21 protein-coding genes are annotated in these 25,853 nt (G+C 67.4%); 3 read left to right on the top strand and 18 right to left on the bottom strand.

All coding sequences use genetic code 11. The annotated features are described in order from the left end of the window. Positions 1-5: 5 nt before the first annotated feature. Complete coding sequence (locus BMY35_RS24640) at positions 6-1,355, top strand: glycosyltransferase family protein (protein ID WP_093205000.1); 1,350 nt, start codon at positions 6-8, stop codon at positions 1,353-1,355. On the opposite strand, the gene BMY35_RS24635 is transcribed toward BMY35_RS24640, so the two are convergent. From BMY35_RS24635 to BMY35_RS24610, 6 genes are all read right to left on the bottom strand, one after another. Next, a complete protein-coding gene (locus BMY35_RS24635) occupies positions 1,352-3,274 on the bottom strand; it encodes a glycosyltransferase family A protein (RefSeq protein ID WP_093204997.1) in 1,923 nt (640 codons plus the stop codon). The two genes, BMY35_RS24640 and BMY35_RS24635, sit on opposite strands and share 4 nt — an antisense overlap. Positions 3,275-3,293: 19 nt before the next feature. Next, on the bottom strand, positions 3,294-3,920 hold the full coding sequence (locus BMY35_RS24630) for a class I SAM-dependent methyltransferase (protein WP_126470463.1): 627 nt from the start codon (positions 3,918-3,920) through the stop codon (positions 3,294-3,296). 72 nt (positions 3,921-3,992) lie between these two features. Beyond that, positions 3,993-4,529, bottom strand: a complete 537-nt coding sequence (locus tag BMY35_RS24625) for a YgjP-like metallopeptidase domain-containing protein (protein WP_093204993.1) — start codon at positions 4,527-4,529, stop codon at positions 3,993-3,995. A gap of 2 nt (positions 4,530-4,531) precedes the next feature. Beyond that, positions 4,532-5,803 (bottom strand): Hsp70 family protein, encoded by a 1,272-nt coding sequence (locus BMY35_RS24620; protein WP_093205498.1) that lies wholly within the window; start codon positions 5,801-5,803, stop codon positions 4,532-4,534. A 2-nt stretch (positions 5,804-5,805) separates the two neighbouring features. After that, positions 5,806-7,344 (bottom strand): lysine--tRNA ligase, encoded by a 1,539-nt coding sequence (lysS, locus tag BMY35_RS24615; RefSeq protein WP_093204991.1) that lies wholly within the window; start codon positions 7,342-7,344, stop codon positions 5,806-5,808. Positions 7,345-7,468: 124 nt separating this feature from the next. Continuing rightward, complete coding sequence (locus tag BMY35_RS24610; protein ID WP_240652131.1) at positions 7,469-8,113, bottom strand: LON peptidase substrate-binding domain-containing protein; 645 nt, start codon at positions 8,111-8,113, stop codon at positions 7,469-7,471. A gap of 49 nt (positions 8,114-8,162) precedes the next feature. Here BMY35_RS24610 and BMY35_RS24605 point away from each other — a divergent pair, with 49 nt between their 5' ends. Continuing rightward, complete coding sequence (locus BMY35_RS24605; RefSeq protein WP_093204985.1) at positions 8,163-8,723, top strand: YggT family protein; 561 nt, start codon at positions 8,163-8,165, stop codon at positions 8,721-8,723. A 73-nt stretch (positions 8,724-8,796) separates the two neighbouring features. Here BMY35_RS24605 and accD read toward each other — a convergent pair whose 3' ends face one another. From accD to BMY35_RS24545, 12 genes are all read right to left on the bottom strand, one after another. Beyond that, on the bottom strand, positions 8,797-9,669 hold the full coding sequence (gene accD, locus BMY35_RS24600) for an acetyl-CoA carboxylase, carboxyltransferase subunit beta (RefSeq protein ID WP_019654097.1): 873 nt from the start codon (positions 9,667-9,669) through the stop codon (positions 8,797-8,799). A 24-nt stretch (positions 9,670-9,693) separates the two neighbouring features. Continuing rightward, a complete protein-coding gene (trpA, locus tag BMY35_RS24595) occupies positions 9,694-10,539 on the bottom strand; it encodes a tryptophan synthase subunit alpha (RefSeq protein WP_093204983.1) in 846 nt (281 codons plus the stop codon). Continuing rightward, entirely contained in the window at positions 10,539-11,825 is a 1,287-nt protein-coding gene (trpB, locus tag BMY35_RS24590) for a tryptophan synthase subunit beta (protein WP_093204981.1), read from the bottom strand. The genes trpA and trpB overlap by 1 nt, the downstream gene beginning before the upstream one ends. A gap of 48 nt (positions 11,826-11,873) precedes the next feature. After that, entirely contained in the window at positions 11,874-12,575 is a 702-nt protein-coding gene (locus BMY35_RS24585) for a phosphoribosylanthranilate isomerase (protein WP_093204979.1), read from the bottom strand. Continuing rightward, entirely contained in the window at positions 12,572-13,384 is an 813-nt protein-coding gene (truA, locus tag BMY35_RS24580) for a tRNA pseudouridine(38-40) synthase TruA (RefSeq protein ID WP_093204977.1), read from the bottom strand. Before truA ends, BMY35_RS24585 begins: the two co-directional genes overlap by 4 nt. A 36-nt stretch (positions 13,385-13,420) precedes the next feature. After that, positions 13,421-16,306: a FimV/HubP family polar landmark protein gene (locus BMY35_RS24575; RefSeq protein ID WP_093204974.1), complete on the bottom strand. Its 2,886-nt coding sequence runs from the start codon at positions 16,304-16,306 to the stop codon at positions 13,421-13,423. A gap of 169 nt (positions 16,307-16,475) precedes the next feature. Further along, positions 16,476-17,618, bottom strand: a complete 1,143-nt coding sequence (gene asd, locus BMY35_RS24570; RefSeq protein WP_019654091.1) for an aspartate-semialdehyde dehydrogenase — start codon at positions 17,616-17,618, stop codon at positions 16,476-16,478. Between the two features lie 89 nt (positions 17,619-17,707). Further along, positions 17,708-18,796: a 3-isopropylmalate dehydrogenase gene (leuB, locus tag BMY35_RS24565; RefSeq protein WP_093204971.1), complete on the bottom strand. Its 1,089-nt coding sequence runs from the start codon at positions 18,794-18,796 to the stop codon at positions 17,708-17,710. 44 nt (positions 18,797-18,840) lie between these two features. After that, complete coding sequence (leuD, locus tag BMY35_RS24560) at positions 18,841-19,491, bottom strand: 3-isopropylmalate dehydratase small subunit (protein WP_019654089.1); 651 nt, start codon at positions 19,489-19,491, stop codon at positions 18,841-18,843. Positions 19,492-19,511: 20 nt separating this feature from the next. After that, positions 19,512-20,933 carry a 3-isopropylmalate dehydratase large subunit gene (leuC, locus tag BMY35_RS24555; protein WP_093204970.1) on the bottom strand — a complete coding sequence of 474 codons (1,422 nt, stop codon included), beginning with the start codon at positions 20,931-20,933 and terminating at the stop codon, positions 19,512-19,514. 48 nt (positions 20,934-20,981) lie between these two features. Then, the gene (locus BMY35_RS24550; RefSeq protein ID WP_093204969.1) at positions 20,982-21,926 is read right to left on the bottom strand and encodes a LysR substrate-binding domain-containing protein; all 945 of its coding nucleotides are present in this window, start codon (positions 21,924-21,926) and stop codon (positions 20,982-20,984) included. Positions 21,927-22,058: 132 nt separating this feature from the next. After that, a complete protein-coding gene (locus BMY35_RS24545; RefSeq protein ID WP_093204966.1) occupies positions 22,059-22,907 on the bottom strand; it encodes a helix-turn-helix transcriptional regulator in 849 nt (282 codons plus the stop codon). A gap of 172 nt (positions 22,908-23,079) precedes the next feature. Between BMY35_RS24545 and BMY35_RS24540 the strand changes: the two genes are divergently transcribed. Then, a partial coding sequence (locus BMY35_RS24540; RefSeq protein ID WP_093204965.1) for an autotransporter-associated beta strand repeat-containing protein occupies positions 23,080-25,853 on the top strand: 2,774 nt, incomplete at its 3' end.

Below are 25,853 nucleotides of genomic sequence, written 5' to 3'. Positions count from 1 at the left end.
CGCGCATGCCGCTGTGCCTCAGTTTCTTCCCGCGCAAGGACGAGGCCGTGTTGCGCAATCACGCGCACTATTGCCGCCTGTTCGGCTATCCGCACCAATGGATCGAGGCCGACCGCATTCGCCACCCGGCGTTGCGTGACAGTACGAAATACGGGCAGATTCTTCGCCATCTGCGCGAGCTGCCCGAGAACGACTGGCTTCTGTTCCTCGATGGCGATTCGGTGGTGTTCCACGCGGTTGCCATCGAAGCGCTGATGCAAGGCCGGGACTCGCTTTTCGTCGAGGGCCCGCCCAGCGGCGATCGGCCCGGTCCGGCAATGACCAACATGATGGTGCTGCGCAATACGCCCGCCAATCGGGCCATGCTGCTCGGACTGATGGACGATGCGGGCAATGTCGTCGCACTGGTGAGCCGCGCCATCGATGAAGCCGCCCGGTTGCGCCCGGCCGGCCTGCTTGGATGCAACGCGATGGCCGGTGACATCTATGTCAATGTCTCGTGGCGCATTCCGCAGTGGTTCCTGGCGCGCGTCTTCGTCGTCAATCTCGGGCCGCAGCCCATCGTGGCGCCGGAAGGCGGGTGGCGCGATGCGCTGCTTCACGACCAGACCCTGCAGGACCTGCTCGTGGCGCAGGTCAACAATGCGCTGATCCACGGCCAGCCCGTGTTGCAGCCCGCAGCCTATCCGGCGTTGTCGGAAGAGCCGATGTCGAGCTACAACGCCGGCGCCGACATAGCTTTCGTCACGCTCTACACGCATCACGTCGGCAGCTACGCGCGAGTGTCCGAGCACAACGTGAAGCGCTACTGCGACAGGCACGGCTACGCGTACCACGTGTACCGCGCCATTCCCGAGGCGATCGACACCGGCATCGGTGGGTCGTGGGTGCGCAGCTGGCTTCTGCAGCAGCACATCGCGCACCACAAGTGGGTGATCTGGATCGACGCCGACGTGCTTTTCCTCAACCAGAGTCGCCGGATCGACGCCTTGCTCGAAGGGCGCGAACTGCTGCTTGCGAAGGATGTGGGCGGCTGGGCCTTCAATTCGGGTGTGATGGGTTTCCTGAACACCGAGGGCAACGCCGAACTGCTGGCACGTATCTGGCAGCGCATCGGCGAGGTCGACGACAAGTCGGCGGTCTACAGCAGCCAGGGCGATCAGTACTACACCAATGAGGTGCTGTCCGGAGCAGGGCTGGTGGACGAGCGTGCCGTCGTCGACAACCTGAGCATCAACACGCCGCCGCACCTGGCCTCCGACGAGACTCTGCTGGTGCACTTCATCAATCTCGACGAGCCTTACCGTTCGGCCTACATGGCCTCGATGGATGCGCTCTCGCAGCGCCTGCGCTAGCTGGCCGCAGCCGGCTCCAGCCTGAAGACCCGCACCGGCAACTCGCCGGACGCGGGAGCGAGGAACTGGGCGATCTCGGGCACCGTGAACTGGCGCTCCAGCCATGCCTTGTCCGCCAGGCCTGCATTGAAGAAGATCCGGAGCAGCCGCAAGGCTTCGTGCCGCAGCGCGCGTGTCAGCGTTTCATGCTCGACCAGTTGCAGCTCCGACGCGGCGGAGGGTCTGAAGCTTGCGCGCGCGAGGATCAGCAGCAGTCTTTCGGCGAAGTCGAGAACCGGTGGCCAGTACAGGTCGTACAGCCTGGCGATCTCCTGCACATGCTCGACGCTCGATTGGGGCAGCAGGTAGGCCAGTACCAGCGCGCGCGCCCGCGAGGCCAGGGTTGCCGCGCGGGCCGTGTCGACGATGGTGGCCGGCGCGACCGGCTTGTGAAGAAGCTCGGGAATCACGGCAAAGCGCGCACCGGCGGCTGCACTCTTGCACAGCATGTGGAAGTCGTCGTGCACCGTGAACTCGGGGTCGTGGCGCACGCCGCTGCGTTCCAGGAAACTGCGACGCACCATGCAGGCCGACAGCAGCAGCGGGCGCGAGCCGAAGAACTCCACGAGGATGTCCTGATGCCGCTCGGAGAACTCGAACGGGCCTTCGTGCGTCTCGCACCAGCTGCCGACGATGTCGACGTCGGAGCAAGCCTCGAGCAGGGCGGCCTGGCGCTGCAGGCGCTCCGCTGCGGGAACGTCGCCGACGTCGGCGAAGACGATGTAGTCGCCCTGCGCCTGCGCCAATGCAAGGTTGCGAGCGGTGGAGCGGTCGCATGCGAAAGGAAGCGAGAGCAGGCGGGAACTGGCGAGGCCTGATCTCGCCAGCATGGCTTCAAGACCATCGACGCCAGCTTCGGCGACCAGCACGAGGTGGATTGCCACAGCGCTCTGGGCTGCCCAGGCCTGGAGGCTCTGCTCCAGGCTCTGCGGCGAATCTCCGGCCAACAGGCAGACGGTGACGCGTGGCAGTGTCGGCGCGGGCACGAAGCGGTCGGGTTGTTGCGCGCGCCAGCTCAGGAAGCGCTCGATGGCTGGCCCTACCAGCGGAGGCGCGAAGGCGCGGACGAACACATCCAGGCCTTCACGTTCGAGCCTCGCGCGGCGAGGCGCATCGGCAAGCAACTGCTCGATCGTCTCGATGAGCTTTTCGTAGGGCGCGCCAACCACCGCCTTGCGGATCGAGGCTTCGATCTCGCTGTCGGGGTAGAGCTCGCAGACCACGGCCTTGCGGTGCCTCAACAGGATCGACAGCCGTGGCACTTCGACGATGCGTGATTCTTCCCAGTTGTGGAGATTGAGCACGATCTTCGCGCGGCGCATGAAACCGTTGCGTTCCTCCAGCGTCCAGGCCCGGCCCCGGTTGACCTCGACCCGCAGTCCGCGCGCCATCAGGCCCTCGAGGATGTCGATGCGCCGGCGCGTCAGCGAGCCGAAGAAGACGATGTCGATGTCCTGCTGCTCGTCGGGAAGGATGTCCTCCAGCGGCAGGATTGCCGCGGCTTCAGGCTCCCAGCCGAGCGCGACATAGTCCGCGTTGCGATAGCCGAGCTGGCGATGCCGCTGGAAATTCGTCTTGCTGTATTCCCAGAGGTAGCAGCGCTTGAGAACGTCGAGGTAGCGATCGTTCCATGCATGTGTGCCATGCACCATCGGCTCGAAGTTGACGACGATGCAATCAGGGTGATGCTGTTCGATGTGCTCCCACGGGACATCCCAGAAAAAGAACAGGATGTTGATTTCCCCGGGCTCGATGTAGCAGTGGGTGAAGCGGGTCGGGTAGCCGAGGCGTTCTGCCGCCAACCTGAAGGCCTCGACGATGTCGCCGCAGGTCTCGTGCGAGGACAGCGACGTGAAATTGAGCCGGGGCAGTGTCGTCATAGGGCGGTGCCCGTCCGGTTCAGTAGTGGCCCAGCACGTTGACCTTGTGGTAATGGTCCTTCAACGCGGCATGCAGCTGCAGTGCCTGCGCGCGGGTTTCTTCGCCAGCCTCCTTGCCCACGCCGAAGAAGTAAAGGTCGTGGCTGCTGCGGTCTTCGAAGAATCCCCACACAGAGAACCAGGCGTCGTGCTGGAGCAGGTCCGTGAAGTCGGAGGCAGCGAGATTCCGGTAGTAGTTCTGGCTCTTGTCGATGGTCAGCGGCGAATCGGAGGGGTTGAACTCCACGGTGCCGTGCTGGCGCCGGCCCGGGGTCGCGCAGGTCATGACGACGAGGCCGTCTTCCTTCACCAGCCGCAGCATGTTGAGCCAGGTCTTCTTCCACTGGGGGTTGTGCTCCATCGCCTCGCACGAGATCACGACATCCGTGCCGTTCGCGGCGCCGCCATAGTTTTCACCGTGGCAGACGAGATCGACGTCCGGGCCTTCCCCTACATCGAGTCCCAGGTAGTTGCAGTCCTGGAAGAACTCACGGACCGAGCCGTTGAGGTTGAGGCTGCCGATCTCGATCACCGCCCGCGCACTGAAATAGGACGGCAGGAACTGCTTCACGCCGGCGACGAAGAACCTTTGTTGGGGATGTGACATGGAACGTGGCTGCGTTGGATTGGCGTTGCGGCTGAAGCAAGGGGAACATGCCGGAACACCCGCTGCGCAAAGTCATTCCTCGCCGGGTGCGGAGGCAGTTGCTGCATTCGCCCACAAGCGCTTCCCGCCCATGCCCAAGTGCTCCAGATACAGTCGGAGATCGAACTCGAGGCGATGATAGTCCGGCTCCATATGCATGCACAGTGCATAGAACGCCTTGTCGTGCTCACGTTCCTTCATATGTGCCAACTCGTGCACAACAATCATCCTCAGCCACGCCAGCGGCACCTCCTTGAACAGGCTCGCCACCCGGATTTCGCGCTTGGCCTTGAGCTTGCCGCCCTGCACGCGCGACACCGTGGTGTGCGTGCCCAGGGCATTGCGGATCACGTGCAGCTTGTTGTCGAACATTACCTTCGACAGCGGCTCGGCCTTGCGCATGAACTCGCTCTTGAGCTCGGTCACGTACCCGTAGAGCGCCCGGTCGGTCTGGATGTCGTGCACGCCCTCCGGGTAGCGCTGGCCGAGCAGGGCGCCGAGCTTGTCCCCGGCGATCAGCTGTCGGACCTGTTCCAGCAGGGGCGCCGGATAGCCCGCCAGGTATTTCACCGTCAGGCCCCGACCTGCGTGCTGGCCGCGCAGGCCAGCCCCGTGGCCACGCCACCGAACAGGTCGCCCTCGACCAGGTTCACGCCCGCGAAGCTCCTGCGCAATGCGTGCTGGAACGGCCGCAGCGCGGAAGAACCGCCGGTGAGGTAGATCGCGTCGAGGTCGCCGCTGCGCAGGCCCGCGCGCTTGACGCAGGCGTGCGCGCATGCGATCACGTTTTCCAGCGGGGAGGCCAGCTGCTCTGCCATGTCGGCGGGGGAGAGCGAAACCGTCAGGCCGCGCTCGGCGCAGCCGAGGTCGATGGCCGTCGGCGCGTCGTTCAGTGACACGTCGATCTTGGCCGTTTCTACCGCGCTCGCGATGCGGTGGCCGTGGCGTTCCTCGAGCACGGCCATCAGCCGGTCGTGCAGCCGCGTGTCGCTGTAGCTGGTGCGCAGTTCCTTCGCCTGCCTCACTGCCTTGGCGGCGTAGAGCCAGTTGATCAGGTGCCACGAAGACAGTTCGAAGAACACCTTGCTGGGCACCTCGCGCCCCTGCGGGCCGTGGTGGCGGAAGCCGAATTGCGGCATCACGCGCTCGAGGTTCAGGCGCTGGTCGAAGTCGGTACCGCCGATGTGCACGCCGCTGGTGGCCAGCACGTCGTCGCTGCGATCCTCTCGCGCGGCACGCTCGGGGCCGACGCGCACGACGGTGAAGTCGGAGGTGCCGCCGCCGATGTCGACGATGAGCACGATCGACTCCTTGGCAACGCGCTGTTCGTAGTCGAAGGCGGCCGCGATGGGTTCGAGCTGGAACGCAATCTCGCGAAAGCCCGCGGCGCGCGCTGCGACGCGCAGGCTTTCCTCGGCACGCTCGTCGCGCTTGGGGTCGTCGTCCACGAAATGCACCGGGCGGCCGATCACCACGCGTTCGGGCATCTGGCCCAGCTCGCGGCTGGCGCGCACGGCCAGCTCGCGCAGGAAGCGGGCGATGATGTCCTCGAAGCTCACGAGGCCGTCGTGGATGGCCGTTTTCTCCTGCATCAGCGCGCTGCCGAGCAGGCTCTTGAGCGAGCGCATCAGGCGGCCTTCGGTGCCCGAGAGGTACTGGCCGATGGCGTCGCGGCCGAAGTGCGTCGTGCGGTCTTCGGCGTTGAAGAAGATCGCGGTGGGCAGGGTGGTAGCCGCGCCCTCGATGGGCAGCAGGCGTGCTTCGCCGTCGACCCGGCAGGCGACGGCGGAGTTGGAGGTGCCGAAGTCGATGCCGATCGTCGGCAACGACGACGGTGCCTTCACGATCAAGATTCCCTGCGCAGCGCCGGGAACAGGATCACGTCGCGGATGCTCGGCGAATCGGTCAGCAGCATCATCAGCCGGTCGATGCCGATGCCGCAGCCGCCGGTGGGCGGCATGCCGTATTCGAGGGCGCGCACGAAGTCGTGGTCGTAGTACATGGCCTCGTCGTCGCCGCTGTCCTTGGCGGCCACCTGCGCGTTGAAGCGCGCGGCCTGGTCCTCGGCGTCGTTCAGCTCGCTGAAGCCGTTGCCGAACTCGCGGCCGGTGATGTACAGCTCGAAGCGCTCGGTGACCTCGGGGCGCTCGTCGTTGGCGCGCGCCAGCGGCGAGATCTCGGTCGGGTGCTCCATGATGAAGGTCGGCTGCCAGAGCTTCTCTTCGACGGTTTCCTCGAAGTACATCACCTGCAGGCTGGCGAGGCTGCGCTGCGAGAGCTTGTCCTTCTCTTCGCTCAGGCCGATCTTGCGCAGGGCGTTGATGAGCCAGGCGCCGTCGTCGACACCGTCGCCCGCGTCGGTGTACTTCAGGATCGCTTCGCGGATCGTCAGACGCTCGAAGGGCTGCGTCAGGTCGACCGGCTTGCCCTGGTAGGTGAGCTGCTGCGTGCCCACGGCCTTGTCGGCGATGGTGCGGATCAGCGTCTCGGTGAAGTCCATCAGGTCGCGGTAGTTCCAGTAGGCCGCGTAGAACTCCATCATCGTGAACTCGGGGTTGTGCCGCACCGAGATGCCCTCGTTGCGGTAGCTCCGGTTGATCTCGAACACGCGCTCGAAGCCGCCGACGATCAGGCGCTTGAGGTACAGCTCGGGCGCGATGCGCAGGAACATCTCCTGGTCGAGCGCGTTGTGGTGCGTCTTGAAGGGCTTGGCGTTCGCGCCGCCCGGAATCGGGTGGAGCATGGGCGTTTCGACTTCGAGGAAGCCGTTGCCCACCATGAACTCGCGCAGGGCGCTCACGGCCTTGCTGCGTGCGGTGAAGCGCACTCGCGCTGTCTCGTCGGTGATCAGGTCGACATAGCGCTGGCGGTACTTCTGCTCCTGGTCGGCCATGCCGTGGAACTTGTCGGGCAGCGGACGCAGGCTCTTGGTGAGCAGGCGCAGCTTCGTGACCTTGACCGACAGCTCGCCGGTCTTGGTCTTCATCAGCGTGCCTTCCGCACCGAGGATGTCGCCCAGGTCCCAGCGCTTGAACTCGGCATACGTTTCCTCGCCGACAGCGTCGCGCGTCACGTAGAGCTGGATGCGGCTGGTGGCGTCCTGCAGGGTGGCGAAGCTGGCCTTGCCCATCACGCGCTTGAGCATCATGCGGCCGGCCACGCTGACTTCGACAGCCTGCGCTTCGAGCGCTTCGGACTCGGTGGCGCTGTGCGCCTCGACGAGTGCGGCGGCGCGGTGGCCTGGCTTGAAATCGTTGGGGAACGCGACGCCCTTGCCCTCGGCCTGTGCCGTGCGCAGCAGCTTGAGTTTTTCGCGACGTTCGGCGATGAGCTGGTTTTCGTCGACGGGGGGCGGGGGAGGCGGGGAGTTCTTTTGATCGGACATGGGAGGCGGGTGGCGCGCAACCGGGAGCGTGCGCGGGGCTGGCATTTTAGCCGATCGGGTTCGAATAAAACCCGCCCCCAGCGCCCGTCAATCCTGCGGGATGAGCTACAAAAAGGATAGCGATCTATTCAGTGATGCCGGTGCGTGCGAGCAGATCGCTGACCAGCTCCAGTCGCATCAGCGGGCTGTCGAGCTCCATCAGGCGCTGCCGCAGCTCGAGCTGCATCGGCACCAGTTCGCACCAGCGGTTGGCCACCCAGCCGCAATCGTCGAAGCGGTAGGGCTCGGCGATGGGCAGCCGCACCGATCCGCCTTGCGCGCGGCGCCGCTCCTCGAGGGTGCCGACCAGGCGCTGCAACGCGGTGGACGTGTGCCGCAGGTCGTCGGGAATCTCGAGCGCGACGTCGTCGTTCACGGCCTCGACCTCGGCAACCCAGAGGCCGTGTTTCTGCAGCTCGTTGCTGCGAACGCGAAAACGCTGCGTGCCGATGCACTCGATCTGCAGCAGGCCGCTTTGCGGCGACTCGAACTCGCGGATCGTGGCCAGCGTGCCGATGGCGGCGAAGCTCTCGGCGTCGGCGCCGGCCTTGCGAACTTCGCTGCCGCTGGTGAGGCTCACCACGCCGAAGGGGGCGTCGGCCTTGCGGCACTTGCCGATCATGTCGAGATAGCGAACCTCGAAGATGCGCAATGGAAGAAGGCCGCCGGGAAAGAGCACCGTACCGAGCGGGAACAATGGCAGTGAATGCAAAAGGGGTTGTGTCGTCATCGAAAAGCCTTGCGTGGCTATCATCGCATTCCCCTCACGGCCGCGCCTCATGCTCTACCAGATTCCCTCGTTTCTTCTCGACGTGATCGTCGGTCTGCTCGGCGGCGCCTGCCTGCTGCGCCTGTACATGCAGTACCACCGGGTGCCCTTCGGCAACCCGCTCGGGCGCTTCGTGTTCGCCATCACCGACTGGATCGTGCTGCCGCTGCGGCGCATCGTGCCCGCGGTGAAGCGCTGGGACCTGGCCAGCCTGATCGCGGCATGGCTGCTGGTGATGCTGAAGTTCCTGCTGCTGTGGCTGCTGGTCGGCAACCTGGGGCGCATCGCGACCCTGCCGCTGGTGTCGCTGGTGGGATTGATGCAGCTGGCCATCTCGGGGCTGACCGCGCTGCTGGTGGTCTATGCGGTGCTGTCGTGGATTCCGGGTGCGTCGCCGATGCTGCTCGACCTGATCTCCCGCCTGGCCGAGCCGCTGGTGCGACCGTTCCGCCGCTTCATTCCGCTGATCGGCGGGGTCGATCTCTCGCCCCTGGCTGCGATCGTGGTGCTGCAGGTGATCGCGATCGTGCTGGGCAACCTGCTGGTGTTTGCTTATCAGCTGACCTTCTGAGTTCCTGAACCCCAAACAAAAGGGCCCGGATGCATCGCACCCGGGCCCTTTTGCCTTGATTGCCGTTCGTTCTTCAGCTCACAGCATCGGCCGGCTGGCGCAGCAGCATCGCCAGCGTGTTGGCGATCGTCTTGCGCAGTTCGCGGCGGTCGCTGATGAAGTCGATGGCGCCCTTGGTCTGCAGGAACTCGGCGCGCTGGAAGCCTTCGGGCAGCGTCACGCGCACGGTCGATTCGATCACGCGCGGGCCGGCGAAGCCGATCAGCGCCTTGGGCTCGGCGATCACCACGTCGCCCACGAAGGCGAAGCCGGCCGACACGCCGCCCATGGTCGGGTCGGTCAGCACGCTGATGTAGGGCAGACCCTTCTTCGCCAGGCGCGTGAGCGCGGCGTTCGTCTTGGCCATCTGCATCAGCGAGAGCAGGCCTTCCTGCATGCGCGCGCCGCCGGTGGCGGTGAAGCAGATGAACGGCACCTTCTGCTCGATGGCGGTCTCGACGCCGCGCACGAAGCGCTCGCCGACCACGCTGCCCATGGAGCCGCCCATGAACTCGAACTCGAAGCAGGCCACGACCACGCTGATGCTGTGCACCGAGCCGCCCATGACGACCAGCGCGTCGGTCTCGCCGGTGTTTTCCAGGGCTTCCTTCAGGCGCTCGGGGTACTTGCGGCTGTCCTTGAATTTCAGGGCGTCGACCGGCAGCACTTCCTGGCCGACTTCGTAGCGGCCCTCGGCGTCGAGGAACGCATCGAGCCGCGCGCGGGCGCCGATGCGGTGGTGATGGCTGCAGCTGGGGCAGACGTTCTGGTTGTGCTCGAGGTCGGTCTTGTACAGAACGGTCTCGCAGGCGGGGCACTTGATCCACAGGCCCTCGGGCACCTGGCGGCGCTCGGACGGGTCGGTTTGGGCGATCTTGGCGGGTAGCAGTTTTTCAAGCCAGCTCATGGGGGCTCCTTGTGTTGGCGGTGATTATCGACCAGCCGCGTTCTTGGCCGTCGCGGCGGGCAGGGCGTCGAGCGCCTCGCGGATGCCCGCGAGGAATTCGCGCACCGCCGGCACGACTTTTTCGCGGGGCTGGTCTTCGATGAGTTGAATGATCTTCGTGCCGATCACGACCGCATCGGCGGCCGACCCAATGGCCTGCGCCGTGCGCGCGTCGCGGATGCCGAAGCCCACGCCCACCGGAATGCTCACGTGCTCGCGGATGCGCGGGATCATCCGGCCGACGGCCTCGGTATCGAGGTGACCGGCGCCCGTCACGCCCTTGAGCGACACGTAGTAGACGTAGCCGCTGGCGATGCGCGCGACCTGCGCCATGCGCTCGTCGGTGCTGGTGGGGGCCAGCAGGAAGATCAGGTCGATGCCGGCGGCCTTGAGTTCGGCGGCGAAGTCCTCGCACTCTTCCGGCGGGTAGTCGACCACCAGCAGGCCGTCGACGCCGGCCGCGGCCGCATCGCGGATGAAGGACTTCTTGCCGTGCACGAGGTCGTAGCGCTCGACCGGGTTGGCGTAGCCCATCAGCACCACCGGCGTGGTCGTGTCGGCCTTGCGGAAGGCGGCGACGATGGCGAGCACCTGCTTCATGCCCACGCCAAGCGCCAGCGCGGCCTCGCCGGCCTTCTGGATCACGGGGCCGTCGGCCATGGGGTCGGAGAAGGGCACACCCAGCTCGATCACGTCGGCGCCGGCCTCGACCATGCCATGCATGAGATCGGGCGTGATGTCGGCGAAGGGGAAGCCCGCGGTCACGTACGGAATGAGGGCGCGGCGGCCTTCCTTCTTCAGGGCCTCGAAAGTGGCGGCAATGCGGCTCATCACTTGCCTCCCTTCACGCTCAGGCCGCGCATCGAGGGGCGGTCGTAGAAGTCGACGCCCGACAGGTCGGCGACGGTGCCGATGTCCTTGTCGCCGCGGCCCGAGAGGTTCACCAGGATCGACTGGTCGGGGCGCATGGTCTTCGCGAGCTTCAGCGCGTGGGCCACGGCGTGGCTGGATTCGAGCGCGGGAATGATGCCCTCCGTGCGGCACAGGTAGTGGAAGGCGTCCAGCGCCTCGGTGTCGGTGATGCCGACGTACTCGGCGCGGCCGATGTCGGCCAGGTACGCGTGCTCGGGGCCCACGCCGGGGTAGTCGAGGCCCGCGCTGATGCTGTGGGTTTCGGTGATCTGGCCGTCCTCGTTCTGCAGCAGGTAGGTGCGGTTGCCGTGCAACACGCCGGGGCTGCCGCGCAGGATGGAAGCCGAGTGCTTGCCGCTGTCGAGCCCTTCGCCTGCCGCCTCGACGCCGATCAGGCGCGTGCCCGCGAACGGGATGTAGGGGTGGAAGATGCCCATGGCGTTGCTGCCACCGCCCACGCAGGCGATCACCACGTCGGGCTGCTTGCCCTCGGCTTCGCCTGTGATGCCGTCGGCCGCGAGCATGGCCGGCATCTGCTCGATGCACTCGGTGCCGATCACGCTCTGGAAGTCGCGCACCATGGTCGGGTAGGGGTGCGGGCCGGCGACGGTGCCGATGATGTAGAAGGTGTTCTCGACGTTCGTGACCCAGTCGCGCATCGCTTCGTTGAGCGCGTCCTTCAGCGTCTTGCTGCCGGACTCGACGGGCACCACGGTCGCGCCGAGCAGGTTCATGCGGTAGACGTTGGGGCTCTGGCGCTTCACGTCCTGGCTGCCCATGTAGACCACGCACTCGAGGCCGTAGCGCGCGCAGATGGTGGCGGTAGCCACGCCGTGCTGGCCGGCGCCGGTCTCGGCGATGACGCGGGGCTTGCCCATGCGCCGCGCGAGCATCGCCTGGCCGATCACGTTGTTGATCTTGTGGGCGCCGGTGTGGTTCAGGTCTTCGCGCTTCAGGTAGATCTGCGCGCCGCCCATTTCGCGGCTGGTGCGCGCCGCGTGATAGATCGGCGAGGGACGGCCGACGAAGTGCTTGAGCTCGTAGTGGAATTCCGCGAGGAACGCCGGATCGTCCTTGAACTTGGCGTATGCATCGCGCAGTTCGTTGATCGCGTGGGTGAGCGTCTCGCTCGCGAAGGTGCCGCCGTAGTTGCCGAAGTGGCCGGTGGCATCGGGTTGCTGGTAGTCCTGGAATTGGCTTTGCATGGTTCTCGATCGGTGGGCCGCAGCCCGACAAACGATCGGCTGCGGCGGCTAACTGGAGAAGGACGCGTCGGCAGCCCTGACTGCTGCGACGAATTGCCGGATCTTTCCGGCGTCCTTGAGGCCCTTGTTCCCGGGACCGTCGATTTCGACGCCCGAGCTCACATCAACGGACAGCGTCTTGCAGCACGTCCGCAGGATGCGAATGCCATCGCCCACGTTTGCAGGTGTGAGCCCACCACTCAAGACGAGGTGAGCGTCGACGGCGGGTGGAAGAAGTGACCAATCGAATGCCTTGCCGCCACCGCCATAACCGTCGACATGCGCGTCGAGCAGGATGGCCTGGGCGTGGGAGTAATCGGACGCGTATTTTACGAGGTCGAAGCCGGCCCCGGCATCCCCCAGCGGAATGCGGGCGGCGCGCATGTAGCGGAAGCGGCCCGGGCCGGTGGCTTCCTCGCACTGCTGCGGCGTCTCTTCGCCGTGGAACTGCGCGATGGAGCCCTTCACCTGGGCGAGCGATGCTATGACTTTGGGAGCATCCTCGTTCACGAACAGCAGGACCGGCGTGATGAACGGCGGCAGGCGCGAGGCCAGTGCGGCCGCACGGTCGGCCGTCACCGCACGGGGGCTCTTCGGATACAGGACGAAGCCGATCGCGTCGGCTCCCGCTTCGATTGCCGCGTCGACATCGGCTTCACGGGTCAGGCCGCAGATCTTGATGCGGGTGCGGGGCAGGGGAGGCGCGCTCATGGCGGGCCATCATACGGAGCCCCGCCGGTCTGCAGCGTGGCTTCGTCCGGCAGACCCCACTTGGCGTCGTACAACGGGCCCATGAAATACAGGCCGTCGGCGGAGAAGGTGGGCGCGGCAATCTTGCGGCTGCGCGCCTCGAGCACTTCGGAGATCCATTCGGGCCGCTCGTCGCCGCGGCCGATGCGCACCAGGCAGCCCATCAGGTTGCGGATCATGTGGTGCAGGAAGGCGTCGGCCTCGAATTCGAAATGCCAGCGGCAGCGCTCGCCGCTGCCCACGCGCGTAATCTCGATGCGACGCAGGTCCTTGACCGGCGAGCGTGCCTGGCAGGCAGAGGCGCGGAACGAGCTGAAGTCGTGCTGGCCGATGAGCAGCGCGGCCGCCGCGCGCATCGCATCGCCGTCGAGCGGGTGCATCGACCAGCCGACCCTGCCCGAATCGAGGCTGGGCCGCACGGGCGACTGCGAGAGCACGTAGACGTAGCGACGCGCCAGGGCGCTGGCGCGGCAGTGGAATTCGTCGAGCACCGGGTGCGCCCACTGCACCGCGATGTCATCGGGCAGGAAGCGGTTGGTGCCACGCATCCAGGAGAAGGGCTCGCGCTTGACGGCGGTGTCGAAGTGCACCACCTGCATCAGCGCATGCACGCCTGCGTCGGTGCGGCCGGCGCACAGCGTGCGGATGGGCTGGTCGGCGAACTTCGAGAGGGCCGCCTCGAGCTTGTCCTGAACCGTGCGGCCGGAGGGCTGGCTCTGCCAGCCGTCGTACGCCTGGCCGTTGTACCGGATGCCTAGCGCCAGCCTCACGAATTCAGAAAGCCCGGGAAAAGCGGCAACGCTCGCTCAGCGCAGTTCCGCAAGGAGTTGACGGGCTTGCGACTTGAGATCGCCGGCGCTTTCGGCCTCGACTTCCTCGACCAGCGAGCGGGCGCCTTCGACGTCGCCGATGGCCTGCAGTTCGCGGGCCAGCGAGAGCTTGACGGCGTGCGGGCTGTCGTCGCCTTCGTCGTTCTGCGCGGCAGCCGTTGCCGCCGGCTTGGCGGTTTCGGCCGGACGGGCTGCCGGCAGGCCGGCCAGCGCGCTCATGTCGAACTCGATGAAGCCCGAGTCGGCCGGCAGCGCGTTGCGCAGCATGGCGGGGCGGGTGTTGTGCTCCGGATCGCTCAGGCTCAGCGAGCCGGGGAGCGTGTCGGCCGACAGGGCGCCGGGGGCGGTGTCGAAGTCGTTCTCGAGGTCGACGGGCGTCGCATGGGCGTGGCCGTTCGACAGCGGGGCGGCCGGGCGTGCCGTCGTCGGAGCAGGCGCGTAGGCCGACTTCGGCAGGCTGGCGCCGACGGGCGCGTGCTGCGGGGCAGGCGCCGGTGCCGGGGCGGGCGCCGGCGGGGTGGTCAAGTCGAGGTCGAAGTCCAGCGGTGCGACCGAGGGCACGAAGGCGGGCGGTGCCACGGCCACCGGAGGCGCCACCACCGGAGCAGGCGTTGCCGGCTTGGCGGCCGCCGCCAGGGCACCGGCGAAGGCAGCCGTTTCGGCGGCGCTGGCGCCACCGCTACCGCCGCTGCGGGGCGAGCCCGATTCGTACAGCGGGTTGCCCGGATCGAGGTCCTTGCCCATGTCGACCACGCGATTCCAGTCGGAACCCAGGCCGCCGGTCAGCTTGTGCACTTCGGTGGCGAGGCTTTCGTAGGCACGCACGTCGCGGCGCTTGGCGTGGATCTCGAGCAGCTTGAGGTGGATGGCGGTGCGATCGGGGTTCAGGCGCAGCGCCTCGCGCAGGATTTCCTCTGCCTGCAGGTCGCGGCCGTAGGCCAGGTACACGTCGGCCTCGGCAACCGGGTCGACATCGCCCGCGTCGAGCTGGCTCGGCGAGTACGACAGCGACGAGACGGTGGAGTCGCCGCGGTGCTTGGTGTCCACCGATTCGCCACCGCTGGCGCCGAAGAACGAATCCTTCGGGATGCGGCTTTCGAGGAACACGCTTTCGCTCATTTCCTCGCGACGGCGGCCCAGCACGCGGTACAGCAGGAAGCCGACCAGCAGCGCGATCAGCGCGGCACCCGCCAGCATCAGCGGGTTGTCCATCAGCTCTTCGAGGAAGGTGGGCTCCGGCGGCGGGGGCGGCGGAGCTGCCTTCTTCACGGCGGGCTTCGGCGCGGCGGCAGCTGCGGCGCTCGCTGCCGCAGCTGCGGGAGCAGCAGTGGCGTCTGCAGCCACCGGCGGCGTGCCGGCAGGCGCGGCTTGCGCATCGGCTGCAGGGGTGGCCGCGGCAGCGGGAGCTGCCTGGGTGGCTTCGGGTGTCGGCGGGGTGCTGGGCGCGGCTGCAGCCGGAGCGGCGGGAGCCGCTGCAGGTGCCGCCGCAGCAGCGGGTGCTGGTGCTGGTGCGGCGACCGGAGCAGCTGCTGCAGGCGCGGGAGCCGGTGCGGGGCTCGCGGCCGGAGGCGCGACCGTCGCGCTGGTGTTGGGGGCCGGAACCGGGATGCCCGGCGTTGCCGGAGCCGGTGCAGCGGCGGGTGCGGCCGCGGAAGAGCCGGTGCCCGTTGCCGTCTTGAGCTTGTTCAGCTCGCTGATGTTCTTCGACAGTTCCGCGACGCGGTTGCTGCTGTCCTGCGCCTGGCGGTTCTGCGCGACCTTCTCGTCGGCGGCGCGGGTGGCCGCATTGCCTTGGGAGATCGTGAGCTTGTCGGGCGAGCTGGCCGCTGCATTGCGGTCTTCGACGTTGGCCTGCACCTTGCCCGAGGCCTTGCGGCCCGCTGCTGCGACGTTCGAGGTCGGAGCGTTGTCGGCCAGACGCTGGCGGTAAGAGCCGAAGTCGCGGCTTTGCGCGGTGATCGTGCGGCGGGCTTCGGCCGGCGGAACGGCGGATGCCTCGGCGGAGCTCGGCAGATCGAGCACCGCACCGGCACGCATGCGGTTGACGTTGCCGCCGACGAAGGCGTCGGGGTTGGCCATGAGCAGCGCGACCAGCATCTGGTCGAGCGACACGTCGGCCGGCTTGTAGGTGGCCGCGATCTTGCCGGCGGTATCACCGCGCTGCACCGTGACCTGTTCGCCGCCGCCAGCACTGCGAGCGGGGGCTGCAGCGGTGACAGGGGCGGGTGCCGCAGCTGCGGGTGCCGGGGAAGGTGCCGGTGCCGGGGCTGCAGCCGCAGGCGCGGCCACCACGGGGGCGCGTTCGCGGCGAGCGCGGGCCGCGGGGGCCGTGCGTTCGACCGGAGTCGCGATCTGGGGGGAAATGGGGGCGGCCGGCGTGCTGGTCGCCGCCTGGCGCGTGGCCGGCGGATCGAGCAGCACCGTGTAGTCGCGCACGATGCGGCCGGAGGCGCCGTTGGCTTCGAGCAGCAGGTCGATGAACGGATCGTTCAGCGGGCGGTTGCCGCTCAGGCGCACCACGTACTGGCCGCCGGCGCGGCGCTGCAGCGTCGCCTTGACGTCGCTGAGCGCCGAGTTGTACGGGACACCCGCGTTCCTGAAAGCCTCGGCCGTGGCGATGTTGATCTTCAGGCCTTCCGCTTCGTTGGCGGCCATCTCGGTCACATCGATCTCGGCCCGCAAGGGTTCGCCGAGGGCCGACTGCACCTTCAGCTGGCCCAGCGTGAAGGCGCTGGCATCGGTGCTCGCGAGGCCCAGGGCCACGGCTGCCGCCGCGCCGAGAATGGAAAGGCGCCAACCGTTCGACGGAAGAGGCGGGCGAGCGGCCGATGGGCTGGCCGCAGGCAACAGATGTCTTGTCATGCTGATAGGGGGCGGCTCAGGCCCGGAATTTGTAAGAGGACGTTAGCATCATCACTGGGCACTGACAAGGCAATGCGCTTGTTCTACCCAGTGCGCGCATACTTACGCACACATCTTCTGTTGCCAGATGGCAACAATTCGTGTTTCAAAAGGGCCTGAGCAACCCGCATCAGGCTTCGAGCAGGATGCGCAGCATGCGGCGCAGCGGTTCCGCGGCACCCCACAGCAGCTGGTCGCCGATGGTGAAGGCGCCCACGTACTCCGGCCCCATCGCCAGCTTGCGGATGCGACCGACCGGGATGTCCATGGTGCCCGTGACGGCCACCGGCGTCAGGTCCTTCACCGTGGCTTCGCGCGTGTTCGGCACGACCTTGGCCCAGGGGTTGTCGGCGGCGATCATCGCCTCGATGTCGGCCACCGGCACGTCCTTCTTGAGCTTGAAGGTCAGGGCCTGGCTGTGGCAGCGCATCGCGCCGATGCGTACGCAGAAGCCGTCGACCGGCACGGCGGCGGTGCCGAAGCCCGCGCCCTGGCCGAGGATCTTGTTGGTCTCGGCGCCGCCCTTCCACTCTTCCTTGGACATGCCGTCGCCCAGGTCCTTGTCGATCCAGGGGATCAGCGAACCGCCCAGCGGTGCGCCGAAGTTGGCCGTCTCGGCGGCGCTGAGGGTCTGCTGCTTGTGCAGCACCTTGCGGTCGATCTCGAGGATGGCCGACTTCGGGTCGTCCAGCAGGGCACGCACTTCGGCGTTGAGGGTGCCGAACTGGGTCAGCAGCTCGCGCATGTGCTGCGCGCCGCCGCCCGAGGCAGCCTGGTAGGTCATGCTGGTCATCCACTCGACCAGGCCGGCCTTGTAGAGGGCGCCGACGCCCATGAGCATGCAGCTCACGGTGCAGTTGCCGCCGATCCAGTTCTTGCCGCCCTTGGCGAGCGCGTTCTCGATCACCGGCAGGTTGACGGGGTCGAGCACGATGATCGCGTCGTCCTTCATGCGCAGGGTGGAGGCGGCGTCGATCCAGTGCCCGTTCCAGCCGGCGGCGCGCAGCTTGGGGAACACCTCGCTGGTGTAGTCGCCGCCCTGGCAGGTGATGACGATGTCGCACTTCTTCAGCGCCTCGATGTCGTTCGCATCCTTCAGCGCGGTTTCGTTCTTGGCCATGGCCGGGGCCTTGCCGCCGGCGTTGGAGGTCGAGAAGAAGACCGGCTCGATGAGACCGAAGTCGCCTTCGGCCTGCATGCGGTCCATCAGGACCGAGCCGACCATGCCGCGCCAGCCAACGAGGCCGACCAGAGGTTGAGATGCGTTCGCCATTTCAGTTTGCCCTTATGAAAAAAAGAAAAGTTGTCTTTTTTGCGCCCGACTCGTCGAGCCGGGGAGGGGCGTGACGAAGCGGGCTGCGGTTAGCCGGTAATCGTCTTTTTGGTGATTGCTGCAACGACCGCGTCGCCCATCTCGCGGGTGCCGACGCGCTTGGTACCTTCAGACCAGATATCGCCCGTGCGCAGCCCGGAGGCGAGCACGTTCTTGACCGCCGACTCGATACGGTCGGCAGCTTCGGGCTGGTTGAGTGAGAAACGGAGCATCATGGCAGCGGACAGGATTGTAGCCAAAGGATTGGCAACCCCTTTGCCGGCAATGTCGGGCGCGCTGCCGTGGCTGGGCTCGTACAGGCCCTGGTTGCTCGAATTGAGCGATGCCGAGGGCAGCATGCCGATGGAGCCGGTGAGCATCGCGGCCTCGTCCGAGAGGATGTCGCCGAACATGTTGCCGGTGACCACCACGTCGAACTTCTTGGGTGCCTTCACGAGCTGCATGGCCGCGTTGTCGACCAGCATGTGGTCGAGTTCGACGTCCGGATATTCCTTCGCGATGTCGAGCATCACGTCTTTCCACAGCTGCGAGGTTTCCAGCACGTTGTTCTTGTCCACGCTGGTCACGCGCTTGCTGCGCTTGCGGGCGGCCTCGAAGGCGACGCGGGCGATGCGCTCGATCTCGGGGCGCGAGTAGCGCATCGTGTCGAACGCTTCTTCGGCACCGGGGAAGTGCCCGTCGACAGCGGTGCGGCGGCCGCGCGGCTGGCCGAAATAGATGTCGCCGGTCAGCTCGCGGATGATCAGGATGTCCAGGCCCGCGATCAGCTCGGGCTTGAGGCTCGAGGCACCCACCAGCTCCTCGTAGCAGATGGCCGGGCGGAAGTTGGCGAACAGGCCCAGGTTCTTGCGCAGCCCCAGGATGGCCTGCTCGGGCCGCAGAGGGCGGTCGAGCTTGTCGTACTTCCAGTCGCCGACGGCGCCGAAGAGCACCGCGTCCGCTTCCTTGGCGAGCTTGAGCGTGGATTCCGGCAGCGGATGGCCGTGCGCCTCGTAGGCCGCGCCGCCGACCAGCGCCGATTCCGTCTCGAACTTCAGGTCGAGCACGTCGAGCACCTTGACGGCTTCCGCCACGATTTCGGTGCCGATGCCGTCACCCGGGAGAACTGCGATTTTCATAAGTTGGTCTGAGGTTTCTTGAAAACGGATATGCGCGCGATCGATCAGGAGATCATCGTATGCGCGAGCCACGGCTTCTGAGCCAGGCGCTCGGCCTCGAAGGCCTTGATCTTGTCCTTGTGGCGCAGCGTGAGGCCGATGTCGTCCAGGCCGTTGAGCAGGCAGTACTTGCGGAAGGCCTGCACGTCGAACGCGAATTCCTGGCCGTCGGGCTTCACGACCACCTGGCGCTCCAGGTCGATGGTCAGCGTGTAGCCCGGGAAGGCGAAGGTCTCGTCGAACAGCTGGGCCACCTGCGCCGCGGGCAGCACGATCGGCAGCAGGCCGTTCTTGAAGCTGTTGTTGAAGAAGATGTCGGCGTAGCTCGGCGCGATGATCGCGCGGAAGCCGTACTGGTCGAGCGCCCACGGCGCATGCTCGCGCGACGAGCCGCAGCCGAAGTTCTGGCGCGCCAGCAGGATCGATGCACCCGCGTAGCGCGGCTGGTTCAGCACGAAGTCGGGGTTCGGCTTGCGGCTGGCCGGGTCCTGGCCGGGCAGGCCCGGGTCGAGGTAGCGCCACTCGTCGAACAGGTTCACGCCGAAGCCGGTCTTCTTGATCGACTTGAGGAACTGCTTCGGGATGATCGCGTCGGTGTCGACGTTCTCGCGGTCCATCGGGGCCACGAGGCCCTTGTGCACGGTGAATTGCTTCATGGGGATCTCTTTTCTTCTGTTCAGGCGAAGGTGCGCACGTCGACGAAATGGCCGTGCACCGCGGCGGCCGCGGCCATGGCCGGGCTCACGAGGTGGGTGCGGCCACCGGCGCCCTGGCGGCCTTCGAAGTTGCGGTTGCTGGTCGATGCGCAGCGCTCGCCGGGTTCCAGGCGGTCGGCGTTCATCGCCAGGCACATCGAGCAGCCGGGCTCGCGCCATTCGAAGCCCGCGGCCTTGAAGATCTGGTCGAGCCCTTCGCGCTCGGCCTGTTCCTTCACCACGCCCGAGCCGGGCACGACCATCGCGAGCTTCACGTTCTTCGCGACCTTCTGGCCGAGCTTCTTCACCACGGCGGCGGCTTCGCGCATGTCCTCGATGCGGCTGTTGGTGCACGAGCCGATGAACACCTTGTCGATGAAGATGTCGTTCATGGCCTTGTTGGGCTCCAGGCCCATGTAGACCAGCGCGCGCTCGATGGCGCCGCGCTTGTTGGCGTCCTTTTCCTTGTCGGGATCGGGCACGCGGCCGTTGATCTCTACCACCATCTCGGGCGAGGTGCCCCAGGTCACCTGCGGCTGGATCTGCGTCGCGTCGAGTTCGACCACGGCGTCGAACTTCGCGCCCGCATCGGACTGCAGCGTGCGCCAGTAGGTCACGGCCTGGTCCCATTCCACGCCGGTGGGCGCGAGCGGGCGGCCCTTCACGTAGCTGATGGTCTTCTCGTCGACCGCCACCAGCCCGGCGCGCGCGCCGGCCTCGATGGCCATGTTGCAGACCGTCATGCGGCCTTCCATGCTCAGGTCGCGAATGGCCGAGCCCGCGAACTCGATGGTGTAGCCCGTGCCGCCGGCCGTGCCGATCTTGCCGATGATGGCCAGCACGATGTCCTTGGCCGTGCAGCCCAGCGGCAGCTTGCCCTCGACCTTCACGAGCATGTTCTTGGCCTTCTTGCCCAGCAGCGTCTGCGTGGCCATCACGTGCTCGACCTCGCTGGTGCCGATGCCGTGCGCGAGCGCGCCGAACGCGCCGTGCGTGGAGGTGTGCGAGTCGCCGCACACGACAGTCATGCCCGGCAGCGTCGCGCCCGACTCGGGGCCGATCACGTGCACGATGCCCTGGCGCTTGCTCAGGAAGGGGAAGAACGCGGCGGCGCCGAATTCGGCGATGTTGTGGTCGAGCGTGGTGACCTGTTCCTTGCTGGTCGGGTCGGCGATGCCTTCGTAGCCGCGCTCCCAGCCGGTGGTGGGCGTGTTGTGGTCGGCGGTGGCCACCACCGAGCTGATGCGCCACAGCTTGCGGCCGGCCTCGCGCAGGCCTTCGAATGCCTGCGGGCTGGTCACTTCGTGTACCAGGTGGCGGTCGATGTAGAGGATCGCGGTGCCGTCTTCCTCGGTGTGGACGACGTGTTCGTCCCAGATCTTGTCGTAGAGCGTGCGTGCCATGTCGGTCTCTGTCTTTCGTGGGGAAATGGAATTGTCTGTCGTTGCGGCCTAGGCCGCGAGCTGTTCGCCGGCATCCGCGGCCGCGTGCAGGTGATTCACCAGCGAGCGCGCCGCCACGGGCAGGGTGGAGAAGTCGCGCGCCACCAGCCTGATCTCGCGCGCGGCCCAGGCGTCGTTGAGCGCGACGCTCGCGAGGCCGTGGCCGATGCCGTTGCGCATGAGCTCGAAGGCGCGCTGCGGCATCACGCCGATGCCCAGGCCGTTCTCGATCATGCGGCACATGGCGTCCAGGCCCGTCACGTGGATGCGCAGCTTGATGCTGCGGCCCGCGTCCAGCGCGGCCTCGTGCATCGCGACGTAGATGGAGCTGTTGGTGTGCAGGCCGACGTGGTCGAAGTCGAGCGAATCGACGAAGTCGATGCTGCCCTGCGCCGCCAGCGCGTGCCCCGTGGGCACGATCAGGGCGAGCCGGTCGTGCCGGTACGAGAGGCTCTGCAGTTCGCCCGCACCGCCGGCCACGTGGCACACGCCGAGGTCGGCCGCGCCTTCCTGCACCGCGCGGATCACTTCGCTGCTCAGGTGTTCTTCAAGATCGATCTTGATGGCCTCGTGGGCGCGCGTGAACACGCCCAGGTCTTCCGGCAGGAACTGCACGATCGCCGAGATGTTGGCGTGCACCCGCACGTGGCCGCGCACGCCGTCGGCGTATTCGCTGAGCTCGCCCTGCATCTTCTCGAGGCTGTAGAGCACCGAGCGCGCGTGGTGCAGCAGGCTTTCCCCGGCGGGCGTGAGGTCGACGCCGCGCGCATGGCGGTAGAGCAGGGTGGTGCCGAGCGTGGCCTCGAGGTCCGACAGCCGCTTGCTGATGGCCGAGGCCGCGATGAATTCGCGCTCCGCCGCGCGCCCGATGCTGCCCAGTTCGCAGACGGCCACGAACAACTGCAGCGACGTGAGGTCGATGCGGCGGGCGAAGTTGCGTTCGGACGTGCTCATGGGGTTGCGGGGAGTCATCGCGTTTTGCGATGAGGTCGCTATTTTCCCCTTGTTTTTGGGCAGCATCCATCGCGATGCGCGATGGCATCGTTGCCAGGTGGCGACGGGATGTCGTTGAGGGCGCCTGCCCGCCTACCGCGCGGCGGCGAGCGCTTCGCCGGTGCCGGGCCCTGTATGCGTCTTCCAGGTTTCCAGCGGCAGCCTCCACAAGGGCGGCATCTGCGAGAACGGAGGCACGGTATGAACCAGCTTGGCCAGGGCGAGCCGGCTGTCGGTGCCGATCTTGCTGAAGATCGCCTTCAGGTGCGCCTTGACGGTGTCCAGGCTGACGCTCATGGCGGTGGCGATGGCCTCGTTCGAGTTGCCCTGGGCAATCCACACGGCAACCTCGACCTGGCGTTGCGTCAGTTCCGGAAAGGCGTAGCGCAGGCGGTCGGCCGCGGGGAGCTTGTCGACGGTGCGCTGCTGGGCCTGGCGGTAGGCCCGCAGCACATGCCCCCGGTAGACCTGGAGCCGGTCGCGCTCCGCATCGCTGTAGGCCGGCCGCCCGACGACGCGGTGCGCGCTCAGGTCCAGCGAGTACTCGCCGTGCAGCATCAGCACGCCCATGATGCGGTGGGCGTTCGACGGCAGGAACACCTCGCGGGCCATGGGCAGCGCCATGAATTCCTCGTCGGTGAAGACGTCCGACTCGCGCACCGCGCGCTCGCCGTAGAAGGCCGGGTCCTTCTGCCAGAAAGGGTGGCTGCCCGCGTGGCGCGCATAGGCCTGGAAAGCAGTCGCGCGGCGGGCCGGGTCGTCTTCCACCGACAGCAATGCGCGCAGCTCGCCGCTGCGGTGGTGCACCTCCGTCCAGCCGACCACGTCGGAGTCCGTCAGGCGGACAACGCCTTCGAAGAGGAGGGGAGGCAGCGTCAGCAGATCGGGCTCGGCCTCGTAGAGGCGAACGATCTCCTGCAGAAGGATCGGGTCGGTGTTCATGACTACTCTTTCGGGTAATTGAATCGTCCTGTTGCAAATCTTACAGTGCCTCCTCCATGTCTCCGGAAAGCAGGTATTGCCATCGCGGGCAGTACCTCCGCCGAGCGGTATTCCGCGAGACGCGGCTGCGGCCATGCAGCCGAATGCACCAAAACAATACGGGATCAACAGGATGAATCGCACTTTCAGGGTCGTGTGGAACCGGCGGCTGGGCGTCTGGCAGGCTGTCTCGGAACTGGCGGTGTCCGCCGTCAAGGGCGCTGCCGTGGATGGGGGCCGTGCTACGGCGAGTGCGGTGCTGGCGCTGTCGTTGGGCCTCGCCGCGCCGTTTGCGCATGCGGCCGACGTGCTCCTCGTCGGTACCGGCGGCGTGGGCGGCGGTGACGGCGGCAACGGAAGCATCAGCGGCGGCAATGGCGGGCAGGACTTCTACCTGGGGGGCTATGGCGGCGCCGGCTTCGTTCCCGCTCCGACGCAGACCCTCGCGAGCCCGGCCAGTGGCAGCAGCCTCCTGCCAACCTATGAATACGTCGGGATCGGGGGCGGCGCCGGTGGCGGGGACGGGGCCAACCTGGGCGGCATCCGCGGAGGGGACGGGGGCGCGGGTGTGCTCGATCTCAACGCGACGACCCTGAACGTCACCAACACGCTGCTGATCGGCGGCGCCGGTGGCGGAGGGGGTTCCGGGGGCGCCGGCTCCACGCGCGGCGGCAACGGCGGCACGGGCGGCAGCGGAACTCTCACGGCCACCGGTGGCGCGACCATCACGGTTGGCACGCAGCTCTACATCGGCGGTCTGGGCGGCACGGGCGGCAACTGCGGCTGCTCCGGCGACGGCGGTGCGGGTGGTGCGGGCGTGCTCAATCTCGGTGGCGGCAGCACGCTGAACCTGACAGGCGCCGCCTTCACCATCAACGGAGGCGGCACGCTCAACATCGGCAACGCGACGGCCAACGGCACGACCTCCGGCGTCGTCACCGGGCTGGCCGGCAGCATCAACAACGCGGGCAGGATCAACTTCAACCAGTCCGACGCCAGCTACACCTTCGGCACGGCCATCGCCGGCACCGGCACGGTGGCGCAGAACGGCAGCGGCATCACCGTCCTGTCCGGCGCGAACACCTATTCGGGCGGCACGCTCGTCAATGCCGGCCTGATCAACTTCAGCAACGGCGCCAACCTCGGCACCGGCAACATCACCCTGAACGGCGGTGGCCTGCAATGGGCCGCGGCGAACACCACGGACATCTCCGGCCGGTTGAACGCGCTGGGCGCAAACGGCGGCACCTTCGACACCAACGGCAACAACGTGACGCTGGCGAGCGGCATCAGCGGTACGGGCGGCCTGACGAAGACCGGTGCCGGCACCCTGACGCTGACGAGCGCGAACACCTACACGGGCGAGACCATCGTCGGCAACGGCACGCTGCAGCTGGCCGGCGCAGGCACGCTGGCCGGGGCGACGGGTGTCTCGCTGACAGGCGCCAGCGCGGTGTTCGATCTGTCGACCGGCATCAGCCAGTCGGTGGCGCATCTGTCGGGCGTGGCGGGCAGCGTGGTGGCGCTCGGCGCCAACTCCCTCACCCTGACCGACAACACGTCGCAGACCTTCGGCGGCAGCCTGACCGGCACCGGCGGCTCGCTGGTCAAGCAAGGCACCGGCACGCTGACGCTCTCGGGCGCCAGCACCTACAGCGGCGGCACCGCGCTGCGCCAGGGGCGCCTGAACCTCGGCAACAGCCAGGCGCTGGGCACCGGCACGCTGTCGATGGACGACGACACCACCCTGGGCTTCAGCGCAGACGGGCTGACGATCGCCAACGCGATCCGGCTCACGGGCAGCACCGATCCGGTCATCGACACCGGCGCGTTCAACGCGACCCTGAGCGGGGCCATCAGCGGTGGCGGCTTCATCACGAAGGAAGGCACGGGCACGCTGACGCTGTCCGGCGCAAACGACTACACCGGCGCCACCAACGTCGCGCAGGGCACACTCAAGGCGGGCGCCGCCAACACTTTCAGCGCGGCTTCCGCACACAGCGTGGCCTCGGGCGCCACGCTGGACCTCGCGGGGTTCAACCAGACAGTCGCTTCGCTGGCCAACAGCGGCACCGTCTCGCTCGTGGGCGCGACTGCGGGCACCACGCTCACGGTGACAGGCGCATACGTCGGCAACAACGGCGTGCTCAGGCTAGGCGCCGTGCTCAACGGCACGGGTCCATCGGACCGCCTGGTGCTCGACGGCGCCACCGCCTCCGCCAGCGGCAGGACGACGGTGCAGATCACCAACCTCGGCGGCCTGGGCGCGCTCACCAGCGGCAACGGCATCGAGGTGGTCACCGCGAAGAACGGCGCCACCACGACGGCCCAGACTACCAAGGACGCGTTCAGCCTGGCCAACGGCCATGTGGATGCCGGCGCCTACGAGTACCGCCTGTACGCCGCCGATGCCAGCGGTGCGGGCGAGAACTGGTACCTGCGCTCGAGCACCACCGTGCCGCCCGCGGCTCCCACGCCCTCCACGCCCGTGATCACCTATCGCGCCGAAGCCTCGCTCTATTCCGCGCTCCCCGGCCAGCTGCGCCAAGGCAACCTCGCGATGCTGGGTGACCTGCGCAAGCGCGTGGGCGACGACGACGTGAAGGGCGCAGCGACCACCCCGACCGGCTCCGATCGCCGCGCCTGGGCCCGCGTGCTCTCCACCGACATCGACATCCAGCAGGGCGGCGCGGTATCGCCGTCGAGCAAGGGCCGTCTCACCGGCTTCCAGGCCGGCACCGACCTGCTGGCCATGCCCAACTGGCGCGCGGGCGTCTACGTCGGCCAGCTCGACGGCGACTCCAGCGTGCGAGGCTTTGCCAGCGGCATCCAGAACCTGGGCGTGGGCCGCAACGACCTGCGCAGCCAGTACCTGGGCGTGTACGGCACCTACACCAGCGACAGCGG

The sequence above is a fragment of the Variovorax sp. YR750 genome, from assembly GCF_900109805.1.
In the GTDB taxonomy this organism is placed as follows: Bacteria; Pseudomonadota; Gammaproteobacteria; order Burkholderiales; family Burkholderiaceae_C; genus Variovorax; species Variovorax gossypii.
Note: the sequence above shows the minus strand (reverse complement) of the source record. Positions and strands in the feature narration are given on the sequence as shown.

Bases quoted from the DNA above. Each gene is read 5' to 3' on its own strand.
- BMY35_RS24640 (WP_093205000.1), top strand. From the start codon at position 6: ATGCCGCTGTGCCTCAGTTTCTTCCCGCGCAAGGACGAGGCCGTGTTG.
- BMY35_RS24635 (WP_093204997.1), bottom strand. From the start codon at position 3,274: ATGACGACACTGCCCCGGCTCAATTTCACGTCGCTGTCCTCGCACGAG.
- BMY35_RS24630 (WP_126470463.1), bottom strand. From the start codon at position 3,920: ATGTCACATCCCCAACAAAGGTTCTTCGTCGCCGGCGTGAAGCAGTTC.
- lysS (WP_093204991.1), bottom strand. From the start codon at position 7,344: ATGTCCGATCAAAAGAACTCCCCGCCTCCCCCGCCCCCCGTCGACGAA.
- BMY35_RS24610 (WP_240652131.1), bottom strand. From the start codon at position 8,113: ATGACGACACAACCCCTTTTGCATTCACTGCCATTGTTCCCGCTCGGT.
- BMY35_RS24605 (WP_093204985.1), top strand. From the start codon at position 8,163: ATGCTCTACCAGATTCCCTCGTTTCTTCTCGACGTGATCGTCGGTCTG.
- accD (WP_019654097.1), bottom strand. From the start codon at position 9,669: ATGAGCTGGCTTGAAAAACTGCTACCCGCCAAGATCGCCCAAACCGAC.
- trpA (WP_093204983.1), bottom strand. From the start codon at position 10,539: ATGAGCCGCATTGCCGCCACTTTCGAGGCCCTGAAGAAGGAAGGCCGC.
- trpB (WP_093204981.1), bottom strand. From the start codon at position 11,825: ATGCAAAGCCAATTCCAGGACTACCAGCAACCCGATGCCACCGGCCAC.
- BMY35_RS24585 (WP_093204979.1), bottom strand. From the start codon at position 12,575: ATGAGCGCGCCTCCCCTGCCCCGCACCCGCATCAAGATCTGCGGCCTG.
- BMY35_RS24575 (WP_093204974.1), bottom strand. From the start codon at position 16,306: ATGACAAGACATCTGTTGCCTGCGGCCAGCCCATCGGCCGCTCGCCCG.
- asd (WP_019654091.1), bottom strand. From the start codon at position 17,618: ATGGCGAACGCATCTCAACCTCTGGTCGGCCTCGTTGGCTGGCGCGGC.
- leuB (WP_093204971.1), bottom strand. From the start codon at position 18,796: ATGAAAATCGCAGTTCTCCCGGGTGACGGCATCGGCACCGAAATCGTG.
- leuD (WP_019654089.1), bottom strand. From the start codon at position 19,491: ATGAAGCAATTCACCGTGCACAAGGGCCTCGTGGCCCCGATGGACCGC.
- leuC (WP_093204970.1), bottom strand. From the start codon at position 20,933: ATGGCACGCACGCTCTACGACAAGATCTGGGACGAACACGTCGTCCAC.
- BMY35_RS24550 (WP_093204969.1), bottom strand. From the start codon at position 21,926: ATGAGCACGTCCGAACGCAACTTCGCCCGCCGCATCGACCTCACGTCG.
- BMY35_RS24545 (WP_093204966.1), bottom strand. From the start codon at position 22,907: ATGAACACCGACCCGATCCTTCTGCAGGAGATCGTTCGCCTCTACGAG.